The 12,060-nt window shown below is 47.6% G+C and carries 5 protein-coding genes, 1 tRNA gene, 4 rRNA genes and 1 pseudogene; 8 read left to right on the top strand and 3 right to left on the bottom strand.

The features are described from left to right. Nucleotides 1-61: 61 nt before the first annotated feature. Entirely contained in the window at nt 62-1,267 is a 1,206-nt protein-coding gene (locus SO_RS20880) for an IS256-like element ISSod5 family transposase (protein ID WP_011074120.1), read from the bottom strand. 1,237 nt (nt 1,268-2,504) lie between these two features. Here SO_RS20880 and SO_RS20875 point away from each other — a divergent pair. From SO_RS20875 to SO_RS20835, 8 genes and pseudogenes are all read left to right on the top strand, one after another. Beyond that, nucleotides 2,505-4,047: ribosomal RNA gene (locus SO_RS20875) — 16S ribosomal RNA — on the top strand. Between the two features lie 311 nt (nt 4,048-4,358). Then, nucleotides 4,359-7,251, top strand: a 23S ribosomal RNA gene (locus tag SO_RS20870). A gap of 205 nt (nt 7,252-7,456) precedes the next feature. Beyond that, nucleotides 7,457-7,572 (top strand): 5S ribosomal RNA (rrf, locus tag SO_RS20865). A 30-nt stretch (nt 7,573-7,602) separates the two neighbouring features. Next, a tRNA-Thr gene (locus tag SO_RS20860) sits at nt 7,603-7,678 on the top strand. A gap of 33 nt (nt 7,679-7,711) precedes the next feature. Further along, nucleotides 7,712-7,827: ribosomal RNA gene (gene rrf, locus SO_RS20855) — 5S ribosomal RNA — on the top strand. Together the 16S, 23S and 5S rRNA genes with 1 tRNA gene alongside form the textbook arrangement of a ribosomal RNA operon. A gap of 210 nt (nt 7,828-8,037) precedes the next feature. Then, nucleotides 8,038-8,697: pseudogene (locus tag SO_RS23330) on the top strand (IS630 family transposase); the annotation flags it as partial. Between the two features lie 270 nt (nt 8,698-8,967). Next, the gene (locus SO_RS20840) at nt 8,968-9,480 is read left to right on the top strand and encodes a DUF1993 domain-containing protein (protein ID WP_011074119.1); all 513 of its coding nucleotides are present in this window, start codon (nt 8,968-8,970) and stop codon (nt 9,478-9,480) included. 354 nt (nt 9,481-9,834) lie between these two features. Continuing rightward, a complete protein-coding gene (locus SO_RS20835; protein WP_011074118.1) occupies nt 9,835-10,056 on the top strand; it encodes a hypothetical protein in 222 nt (73 codons plus the stop codon). A gap of 94 nt (nt 10,057-10,150) precedes the next feature. Here SO_RS20835 and SO_RS20830 read toward each other — a convergent pair whose 3' ends face one another. Together SO_RS20830 and SO_RS20825 are read right to left on the bottom strand one after the other, a co-directional pair. Further along, on the bottom strand, nt 10,151-10,615 hold the full coding sequence (locus SO_RS20830) for a GNAT family N-acetyltransferase (protein WP_011074117.1): 465 nt from the start codon (nt 10,613-10,615) through the stop codon (nt 10,151-10,153). A 127-nt stretch (nt 10,616-10,742) separates the two neighbouring features. Further along, nucleotides 10,743-12,059, bottom strand: coding sequence for an ATP-binding protein (locus tag SO_RS20825; protein WP_011074116.1), 1,317 nt, complete (start codon nt 12,057-12,059; stop codon nt 10,743-10,745). Between the last annotated feature and the right edge of the window lies 1 nt (nt 12,060).

Genomic DNA, 12,060 nt, shown 5'->3' with positions numbered 1-12,060 from the left:
AATACGCAACTAACTTTGGGACAAAAATGGAGGCTGTTCATAATTCTGTGTCAGGTTAATTTCACAGGTCGATATGGTTTTCTAAGCGCCCCTCAAAATGGATTGAGAGCTGTGATAGCGTCAAATTCCAGTTTTGGATAGGATGAGTCCAGCGCTCAGAGGCCTTCAATATACCCGCGTAAAGCAGTTTGAGTAAACTGTTCTCGTTAGCAAAACCACCTTTGGTTTTAGTTAACTTCCTGAATTGTCGATGTACCGCTTCAACCGCATTGGTGGTGTAAATGGCTGTGCGAACATAGTCAGGGTATTTGAAATACACCGATAGCAGCGCCCATTTGTTGCGCCATGACTTAATCACCACGGGGTATTTATCGCCCCATTTCGTCTCCAGCTCATCCAGTGCCATCTCGGCCGCATTCAAGGTGGCGGCCTTATAAACGCACTTTAAATCCGCCATAAAGGCCTTTTGATGCTTAGAGGCAACATACTTCATCGAGTTGCGAATTTGGTGGATGACACACAGTTGCACTTCCGTCTGCGGGTAAATGGTTTCAATCGCTTCAGGAAAGCCTTTAAGGCCATCAACGCAGGCGATGAGGATGTCTTTAACGCCGCGATTATACAGGTCGGTTAGCACGCTTAACCAATGGTGAGCCCCTTCATTATCAGACAGATATAAGCCTAATAGTTCTTTTTTACCTTCGACGTTAAGCGCCAAAATGGTGTAAACCGCTTTGCTAATAAAGCGGCCGTTCTCTTTGATTTTATAGTGAATCGCATCGAGCCATATGACGGGGTAAAGCGGCTCTAGTTCGCGCTCCCGCCATGCTTGAAGCTCAGGGAGTAACTTGTCAGTAATGGCGTTCACCGTGCCGTTGGACACCGACATGCCGTACATGTCTTCGATATGCGCGCGAATATCTTGATAGCTGGAGCCTAATGAAAATAAGCCAATGATTTTACGCTCCATTTCATCGGTAAGTTGGGTTTGGTGCTTTTTGACTAATTGAGGTTCGAAGGTGCCCGCCCTGTCTCTGGGCGTGTTCAACTCGAAGTTGCCAAGGGGGCTTTTAACCGTTTTAGTGGTTTTACCGTTTTTACGATTGGCACCTTCAGTGCTTGCCAAGTGGCCATCCAGCTCAGCCGCCAAGGCCGCTTCAGTGAGTTGCTTAATCAAAGGGGTTAAGATGCCATCCTTGCCGGTGAGGTCTTTACCTTCACGTAGTGCTTGAATGGCCGCATTGATATCAAAAGTAGGTGTGGTCATAAATCATCTCTTTTTGGTATAGCTTAAAGAAATGACACAGAAATTTGAACACTACATTCAGAACATGAAAACAGTGCAAAAATTATCGACATCGCAAAACACTTCCACTCATTTATGCAGAGTCATTCCTAACTGTGTTGATGCGATGGCAATGCCGATAGCATCATTAGCGTCTGTTTTTTTGATTGCTGATATAGGGTTTTACTTTTTTAGGTGCCCCCCCTCTGACTTCATGTCCAAATGATTGTGCGACTCGAGCCCAGTAGTGAAAGCTAGCACAGCCTTCCATCGCAACGACACAAGGAGGAGAGTTGGCCAGAAGGTCTTTCGTTTTTTGTGGTGACATGGCTTTATTGAATAACAACTCACCATATGGATTCACTTTACAAACTTGAATGACTTTTTTGCAAGGTCGAGAGAGATTATTGTAGGCTTACTCATGTATGGACTCCTTTTGTTTTGGTCGACACCAACTTACGACTGTAGGTTGGTGGAGTCCATACATCGAGCTCAGGTTAATAAGTATGAAGTACCGACTGACAGCAATTGTCCTCATCTTGCTTGATAATGCAGAACTCCTCAGTTATTCCTTCTTCTATCAGTAGCACTCACTCGTTTACTTAATTAAAGGCTAGCTGTTAGGTTTATTTTGCGTATAAATTCAGTTTTGTGGATAACTTTGGGTATAACAAGTGCGTAGGTTGTGCCTAGCTTGGGCGTAAAAATCTATTTGAAAAATAATCATAAAAACCTGCAAAAAGCGCTTGCACAAAAAGTTCTGCTGCCTATAATGCGCATCCACTGACACGGCAGACAGCAAAAGCGGATGCGGTTTCAGTGTGAATCGAATGCAAAATGTGCAGTTGATTCCAAAGCCTCAAGGCGTTTGCAAAAACGCCTTGACGCGACAAGGGAAATGCGTAAAATACGCAGCCCTAGCCAACTGGAAGCGTTAATCGCACAGTGTGGTGCTCAGGTTCTCTGATGAGACTGAGGTGCTCTTTAACAATCTAAACAAGAAATCTGTGTGGACACTCACAGGTGTTGAGTTAATCGAAATTACTCTGCCGTTTGGCGAGTAATCAAAGAATTAAATCAATGATTCCAAATCACTTCGGTGATGAGTGTTCATAGCAATATGTACATAATTTTGGTTTCGCTTTCTTCTCTTTATGAAGAGATGGCGGAAACAAATGACAGAATTCATTGAGCCGTTTCTTCGGAAACAACAAAACTTTAATTGAAGAGTTTGATCATGGCTCAGATTGAACGCTGGCGGCAGGCCTAACACATGCAAGTCGAGCGGCAGCACAAGTGAGTTTACTCATGAGGTGGCGAGCGGCGGACGGGTGAGTAATGCCTAGGGATCTGCCCAGTCGAGGGGGATAACAGTTGGAAACGACTGCTAATACCGCATACGCCCTACGGGGGAAAGAGGGGGACTTTCGGGCCTCTCGCGATTGGATGAACCTAGGTGGGATTAGCTAGTTGGTGAGGTAATGGCTCACCAAGGCGACGATCCCTAGCTGTTCTGAGAGGATGATCAGCCACACTGGGACTGAGACACGGCCCAGACTCCTACGGGAGGCAGCAGTGGGGAATATTGCACAATGGGGGAAACCCTGATGCAGCCATGCCGCGTGTGTGAAGAAGGCCTTCGGGTTGTAAAGCACTTTCAGTAGGGAGGAAAGGGTAAGTCCTAATACGGCTTATCTGTGACGTTACCTACAGAAGAAGGACCGGCTAACTCCGTGCCAGCAGCCGCGGTAATACGGAGGGTCCGAGCGTTAATCGGAATTACTGGGCGTAAAGCGTGCGCAGGCGGTTTGTTAAGCGAGATGTGAAAGCCCTGGGCTCAACCTAGGAATCGCATTTCGAACTGACCAACTAGAGTCTTGTAGAGGGGGGTAGAATTCCAGGTGTAGCGGTGAAATGCGTAGAGATCTGGAGGAATACCGGTGGCGAAGGCGGCCCCCTGGACAAAGACTGACGCTCATGCACGAAAGCGTGGGGAGCAAACAGGATTAGATACCCTGGTAGTCCACGCCGTAAACGATGTCTACTCGGAGTTTGGTGTCTTGAACACTGGGCTCTCAAGCTAACGCATTAAGTAGACCGCCTGGGGAGTACGGCCGCAAGGTTAAAACTCAAATGAATTGACGGGGGCCCGCACAAGCGGTGGAGCATGTGGTTTAATTCGATGCAACGCGAAGAACCTTACCTACTCTTGACATCCACGGAAGACTGCAGAGATGCGGTTGTGCCTTCGGGAACCGTGAGACAGGTGCTGCATGGCTGTCGTCAGCTCGTGTTGTGAAATGTTGGGTTAAGTCCCGCAACGAGCGCAACCCCTATCCTTATTTGCCAGCACGTAATGGTGGGAACTCTAGGGAGACTGCCGGTGATAAACCGGAGGAAGGTGGGGACGACGTCAAGTCATCATGGCCCTTACGAGTAGGGCTACACACGTGCTACAATGGCGAGTACAGAGGGTTGCAAAGCCGCGAGGTGGAGCTAATCTCACAAAGCTCGTCGTAGTCCGGATTGGAGTCTGCAACTCGACTCCATGAAGTCGGAATCGCTAGTAATCGTGGATCAGAATGCCACGGTGAATACGTTCCCGGGCCTTGTACACACCGCCCGTCACACCATGGGAGTGGGCTGCAAAAGAAGTGGGTAGCTTAACCTTCGGGGGGGCGCTCACCACTTTGTGGTTCATGACTGGGGTGAAGTCGTAACAAGGTAGCCCTAGGGGAACCTGGGGCTGGATCACCTCCTTACCTATACGACTAACTCGATGTTTGCTGAGTGTTCACACAGATGGCTTGTTGAACTTCCTGTAAGGGAAGGGAGAGCGACATGCACCGCGAGCCGGTAAGCATTGTTCTTTAACAATTTGGAAAGCTGATAGTAATTAACACAATGATGTCTGTCGTTGTGTTAATACGAAAAAAATTGAGTTCTTAACACACTTTTTAAGTGTCTTGAATATTCAAGTCTAAGGCGAGTCCATCTTCTTGGTCGAAGATGAGACAAGTAAAACCAGCTGGTCGCAACAGCGCAAGTGATGTGAAACTCATTTGGGTTGTATGGTTAAGCGACTAAGCGTATACGGTGGATGCCTTGGCAGTCAGAGGCGATGAAGGACGTAGTAACTTGCGAAAAGCGTTGGCGAGCTAGTAACAAGCATTTGAGCTAACGATGTCCGAATGGGGGAACCCGGCCGCATAAGCGGTCATCATGTGGTGAATACATAGCGACATGAGGCAAACGAGGGGAACTGAAACATCTAAGTACCCTTAGGAAAAGAAATCAACCGAGATTCCCCTAGTAGCGGCGAGCGAACGGGGATTAGCCCTTAAGTCAGAGGGGTGTTAGTGGAATGGTCTGGAAAGTCCAGCGGCACAGGGTGATAGCCCCGTACACGAAAACTAACCTTTGATGAAAACGAGTAAGGCGGGACACGTGATATCCTGTTTGAATATGGGGGGACCATCCTCCAAGGCTAAATACTCCTGACTGACCGATAGTGAACCAGTACCGTGAGGGAAAGGCGAAAAGAACCCCTGTGAGGGGAGTGAAATAGAACCTGAAACCGTATACGTACAAGCAGTGGGAGCGGTACTTGAGACCGTGACTGCGTACCTTTTGTATAATGGGTCAGCGACTTACGTTTTGTAGCGAGGTTAAGCGAATAGCGGAGCCGTAGGGAAACCGAGTGTTAACTGCGCGTTTAGTTGCAAGGCGTAGACCCGAAACCCGGTGATCTAGCCATGGGCAGGTTGAAGGTTGAGTAACATCAACTGGAGGACCGAACCGACTAATGTTGAAAAATTAGCGGATGACTTGTGGCTGGGGGTGAAAGGCCAATCAAACCGGGAGATATCTGGTTCTCCTCGAAAGCTATTTAGGTAGCGCCTCGAGCGAATACCATTGGGGGTAGAGCACTGTTAAGGCTAGGGGGTCATCCCGACTTACCAACCCTTTGCAAACTCCGAATACCAATGAGTACTACTCGGGAGACAGACGGCGGGTGCTAACGTCCGTCGTCAAAAGGGAAACAACCCAGACCGTCAGCTAAGGTCCCAAAGTGTATGTTAAGTGGGAAACGATGTGGGAAGGCTTAGACAGCTAGGATGTTGGCTTAGAAGCAGCCATCATTTAAAGAAAGCGTAATAGCTCACTAGTCGAGTCGGCCTGCGCGGAAGATGTAACGGGGCTAAACATACCACCGAAGCTACGGGTGCAATCCATTAGGGTTGCGCGGTAGAGGAGCGTTCTGTAAGCCGTAGAAGGTGAAGGGGTAACCCACACTGGAGGTATCAGAAGTGCGAATGCTGACATGAGTAACGATAAAGGGGGTGAAAAACCCCCTCGCCGAAAGACCAAGGGTTCCTGTCCAACGTTAATCGGGGCAGGGTGAGTCGACCCCTAAGGTGAGGCCGAAAGGCGTAATCGATGGGAAACAGATTAATATTTCTGTACTTTTGCTAACTGCGATGGAGAGACGGAGAAGGCTAGGCTAGCGCGGCGTTGGTAGTCCGCGTTTAAGGTGGTAGGTGGGTGACTTAGGCAAATCCGGGTCACTATACACTGAGAGCTGATGACGAGTCCCCAAGGGGATGAAGTAGTTGATGCCATGCTTCCAGGAAAATCTTCTAAGCTTCAGGTTAGTAGGAATCGTACCCCAAACCGACACAGGTGGTCGGGTAGAGAATACCAAGGCGCTTGAGAGAACTCGGCTGAAGGAACTAGGCAAAATGGTACCGTAACTTCGGGAGAAGGTACGCTCCTGTTGGTGATGAGACTTGCTCTCTAAGCTGACGGGAGTCGCAGATACCAGGTGGCTGCAACTGTTTATCAAAAACACAGCACTGTGCAAACTCGCAAGAGGAAGTATACGGTGTGACGCCTGCCCGGTGCCGGAAGGTTAATTGATTGGGTTATCGCAAGAGAAGCTCATGATCGAAGCCCCGGTAAACGGCGGCCGTAACTATAACGGTCCTAAGGTAGCGAAATTCCTTGTCGGGTAAGTTCCGACCTGCACGAATGGCGTAATGATGGCCACGCTGTCTCCAGCCGAGACTCAGTGAAGTTGAAATTGCGGTGAAGATGCCGTATACCCGCGGCTAGACGGAAAGACCCCGTGAACCTTTACTATAGCTTGGCACTGAACATTGACCCTACATGTGTAGGATAGGTGGGAGACTTTGAAGTTGGAACGCTAGTTCTGATGGAGTCGTCCTTGAAATACCACCCTTGTAGTGTTGATGTTCTAACTTGGCCCCATTATCTGGGGTAAGGACAGTGCCTGGTGGGTAGTTTGACTGGGGCGGTCTCCTCCCAAAGAGTAACGGAGGAGCACGAAGGTTGGCTAAGTACGGTCGGACATCGTACGGTTAGTGCAATGGCATAAGCCAGCTTAACTGCGAGACAGACACGTCGAGCAGGTACGAAAGTAGGTCATAGTGATCCGGTGGTTCTGAATGGAAGGGCCATCGCTCAACGGATAAAAGGTACTCCGGGGATAACAGGCTGATACCGCCCAAGAGTTCATATCGACGGCGGTGTTTGGCACCTCGATGTCGGCTCATCACATCCTGGGGCTGAAGTCGGTCCCAAGGGTATGGCTGTTCGCCATTTAAAGTGGTACGCGAGCTGGGTTCAGAACGTCGTGAGACAGTTCGGTCCCTATCTGCCGTGGGCGTTGGATGATTGAGGGGAGTTGCTCCTAGTACGAGAGGACCGGAGTGAACGAACCGCTGGTGTTCGGGTTGTCATGCCAATGGCATTGCCCGGTAGCTATGTTCGGAATCGATAACCGCTGAAAGCATCTAAGCGGGAAGCGAGCCCCAAGATGAGTCATCCCTTGGACTTTAAGTCCACTAAAGAGCCGTTCGAGACTAGGACGTTGATAGGTCAGGTGTGTAAGCGTTGTGAGGCGTTGAGCTAACTGATACTAATGACTCGAGAGGCTTAACCATACAACCCAGATGGGTTTTACTGAAAATGTTCCAGACATTTTCCAGTACTTCCTCCTTCCCTGGAGGTCGTACAGTACTTAGACGAATACAAACACTTAAGAAGTGATACTCAATACAGCTTTCTAAATTATTAAATAAGACAAGAGTAGGTTCTAGGACCTAGCAGCACACAGTGCGCTCTCGAGTCTTGTTTAAACCGAATTTGCTTGGTGACAATAGCATTGTGGTCCCACCTGATCCCATCCCGAACTCAGAAGTGAAACGCAATCGCGCCGATGGTAGTGTGGGGTCTCCCCATGTGAGAGTAGGTCATCGCCAAGCGCCTAATTTCATCGTTGATGATAAAAAATTGCTGATATGGCTCAGTCGGTAGAGCGCATCCTTGGTAAGGATGAGGTCCCCAGTTCGATTCTGGGTATCAGCACCATACAGTCTAGTGTAGTGTCCTAGAAAAAATTTGTTTGGTGACAATAGCATTGTGGTCCCACCTGATCCCATCCCGAACTCAGAAGTGAAACGCAATCGCGCCGATGGTAGTGTGGGGTCTCCCCATGTGAGAGTAGGTCATCGCCAAGCGCCTAATTTCTCGTAAGAGAGCAAAAAAGCCAGCTGAATAAGCTGGCTTTTTTGTTATTTCAATTTTTACATTGACGACTCTGCAAAAATATCTTCCTAATCTCCTGACTTTAAGGTGCTGTATTATACTATTCCGCATTGAAGTCTGATCTAATAGCAAGCAACACAACAGCTTAAAATTGGATTATGAAACCTGAAACTGCTGAAAATCTGCTCAAGTGCATGGGATTCTGTTGGATAACCAGCCGCTCCAGGCATCCAAAACAAACTCAGAGCGTACAGGACGCTTTTAAAAAAGTTTCCTCTGGAAACGATCCTTCACACTCCCATTCATATCCAACCACACCAGATTGATATTGGGTTTCAGGACGAAGCCAGATCCGGCCAGCAAAATACAACGACACGCCTTTGGGCCCCCAAAGGCAGTAGACCAAGAGCGCTAAAACAGCAGCAGTTTGAATATGTGCACCTCTTCGGCGCAGTCTGTCCTGCAACAGGAGAAACTGAAGCCATCATCACGCCATTCGTTAATAAGGACATCATGCACCAACACCTTGAGCTGATTGCAAAACGCACCAAACCTGGCCGCCATGCTGTCGTGGTCATGGACGTGCGGGTTGGCATACCAATGACATTGCTGCAGATATCCCCAACCTGTCGATACTCAAACTGCCGCCATACTCCCCAGAACTAAACCCCATCGAACAGGTATGGAGTTGGCTGCGCCAACATTATCTCGCCAATCGCTGTTTTAAAGGAGATGAGGACATAGTGGATGCCTGCAACCAAGCATTGAACAGCTTTATCAGTTGTACAAAACGCGTGATAAAGATGTGCTCTCGGGAATGGGCAAAGGTGACTGAACTTTAATGCGGAATGGTATTACTTAACGTTTATAAGACATTACTTGGCGATTATTAAGCTATCAATATTGGGATGAATATATTTGCTGTAAGGTGGTTTTCTTCCTTTTGCCCTTCAATGACTCTTACCCGCTAAACCTATTTCCAATCAGTTACTGATGGCGAATCACACTGTCACTGAATAAATCTTTATTTTTCTCTGTTGAAAAGAATTGATTTGCCCCAAGATAGTCTCAAGTGCTGCAATCTAGTGGCGTTTATTACAGGAGTTTATGTCATGCTTTATGATTTAACGGCTGTCCAATTTAGCAAGATGCTGAAAAACTTGAGTCTTATTCTGGAAAAGGGTGAGGTTTTTGCCAACTTGAAGAAGGTCGATATGGTGGTATTATTGAATTCTCGGTTAGCGCCCGATCAATTCAATCTTATCCGCCAAATCCAGATTGCCTGTGATACGGCCAAAATCGGTGTAGCACGTTTAACGGGTAATTTAGAGACTGTACCTAAACATGATGATACAGAGACCACATTGCCAGAGCTACAGGCGCGTATTACCTCGGTTATTGAGTATCTAGCCCAATTTACTGAGGCGGATTTTGCAGCTGCGGCGACAATTCATGTTTCTCAACCCCGTTGGGAAGGCAAATATTTAACAGGTTATGAGTTTGCAATTGAGCATGCGATTCCAAACTTATACTTCCATATAACAACAGCCTATGCCATTTTGCGTCATAATGGTGTGGATATCGGTAAAAAAGACTATTTAGGCCCTATGCCATATAAGTCGTAAACCCCTTCCAAATGTAGTACTGTTGCGTGGCTTTAATGCGACGTAGCAGTATTTACAGTCAGTTTCTGCCGTTGCGTTTACCTAGCGCTATGTTTGTTTCGTTTATTTTTTGCCTGTTGGCCTCGAGTCTTCGAGTCATATTGAGCGATTGGCTTGTATTAATAGCCTTTGGCTGTGTTTGTGTTATGGGCAGGAGTCATCTTCTGGCTTAAGTTTCATTTTGCAGCACCAGATGATGGGCTGCATTGATGTGACGCTGTCTCATGTTGATAGCAAATTGATGGTTTCCTCTTCTACAAAGATCCAATATTTACGGAAAGATCCTATTTTAGGTGGCAATTAAAGGAGTTAATAATGTCTAGTGAATCGACGCTGCTGCAGCATCCTGCTTCTACTGAGGAAGTAGATTTGTTAATTGAGGGACGCAAAGCTAAAAAAGCTAAGGCTGCCAATGGAATACGTGTAAAGGATAAGTTGGCACAAGATACCCGCAGACGAATTGAACTTCTACATGAGCAGCGAGAATTGTCTTATCTATACGGTATCGAGATTGATATAGATATAGATATAGACTAGCGTCTTGGCTAGCAACTTGATATAGGCCCATTATCAAGTGATCTCCGCAAGGATGATCGCTTGATGGAATGATTCAGGGCCGATGGTTGCTTAATTATTTGACTAATTGGTACGCCATGATTGTCACCATCTCGCCCTTGTAGTCTTCTTCTGAGACGATCATCCACCCCTGCGCGCGATAGAAATCTGCTTTGTCGGGAGTAAATAGGTAGATTTCTTTCAATCCTAAGGTTTGTGCATGGGCAATTACGGCGTTAACTAGCAGCTTTCCCAGCCCTTTGTTTCGCTGGCTTGCATGAACATAGACATTGGCGAGCCACGGACTTAGGTCAGTTCGTGTGTCCATATCCGCTGCAACTAATGATGATGACCCTGTGACGCTCCCATGTGATTCAGTGATAAACATTTTAGGAATGCCGTCACCAGTGAGGTAGGCATTCATTTGTTCAATGAGCGTGCTTTCGGATAATTCTGGGCTAAGGTGGGCCCATTGCTGATAATGCCACTGTGCAAGTTGGGGGATATGCTGTGGTGCGGCAATGAGATCGATTACATTCATGGAGTTCTCTAAATGTTGTCGTATGAAATTGATGTTGCTTATCGCGATGTTTGCTTGAAGATCTACTCCATGTCACGGCGAGCGGGATGCGGTTAGATACATCAGCATGATTTGGCGAGTATACCATTCAATTTGGAAGTGGCAGAAACACCTTGGCTTCGAGTCCACCTTGTTTGGCATGGTTAAAGTGAAGCTCCCCCTGATAGCTGTCGACAATGTCTTTGCAGATTGAAAGCCCTAAGCCATGCCCTTGAATGCTTTCGTCTAGCCTAATACCGCGCTCAACTATGATGGACATTGCGGCATCAGAGACGCCTTCGCCGTCATCACTTGCTATGATCCCATAACCTGGGTTTGGTACTGATTGTTGCATAATGCAGAGTTCGATGTGTTTGTGGCCATGCTTGCAGGCGTTATCCAGCAAATTGCCGAGGAGTTCCAGTAAGTCATCTCTATCAAAGGGCATGACGAGATCTTTGTCATAGTGGCAGCTAATCCGCCTGTGGGGATAAATGCGTTGCATGACTTGGATCAGCGGCGATAGATCGTCATTAAGCACGGTAAAACGTCCCGGTGTGGAAAGCCCGACGATTTTGGTTCGCTTAAGCTCTCGTTCAATAATATGGTGCAGTTCGGCCAGCACTTTACTGCCTTCGTGTCTTTGTTCAGGCGCTTGGCTATCGAGGTAGGATTGCAGCCCTTGCAGAGGGCGTTTCATTTCGTGGGCAAGATTACCAAGGGCATTGCGTGAGCGTTGAACCCTTTGGCCGAGCTGGTTTACTAGGCGATCGATTTCAGCAATCAAAGGGGTTATCTCGCTGGGCGTCTGCTGAGTATCAATCTCTCTTCCTTGGAGCCGCATTTGTCTGATGGCTTCAGGTATCTTTTCGAGTGGTTTAAAACCCCGTTTGAGGAGTTGGTGCTGGGCAAAAAGTAAGATCAATATCGTTAGCAGCACCATTGTGGTCGCAAAACCTAAAAAGCGTAACTGGGTTTGCTCAAGTGAGCTGATGTCTTCTGTCACCCAAAGGCGAATAGATTGCCCATTTTTGACGATTGTCTGGCTGAGCATCAGCCAATGTTCTTGGCCAACATATTGGGTGGCTTGCTGCTGTTCCCCGACCTTCAGGCTTGGCAGGGTAACGGCATGATCAAACAGTGAGCGGGAGCGTAGTTGTTGCTCACCGATTTGAATTGCAAAGTAGTGACCCGAGTTTACCCTGTGATACACATTAGGTAGGCGATCGGCATTGAGTGACCAAGTGCCATCGACTTGCGGCTCGAGGGCGGAAATCAGACTATCGGTATCGTGCTGCAAACGCGAGGCAACAAAGTCTTGGGTTAAGATTTGAATGCCTTGAAACAGCAAATACAACAATAACGCCATGGCGCAGGTGAGGGTGATAAGCAGGTTGCGAGTGAGATAAGCCTTAAGTGAATACACG

This window comes from Shewanella oneidensis MR-1, from assembly GCF_000146165.2.
Taxonomy (GTDB): Bacteria; Pseudomonadota; Gammaproteobacteria; order Enterobacterales; family Shewanellaceae; genus Shewanella; species Shewanella oneidensis.
Note: the sequence above shows the minus strand (reverse complement) of the source record. Positions and strands in the feature narration are given on the sequence as shown.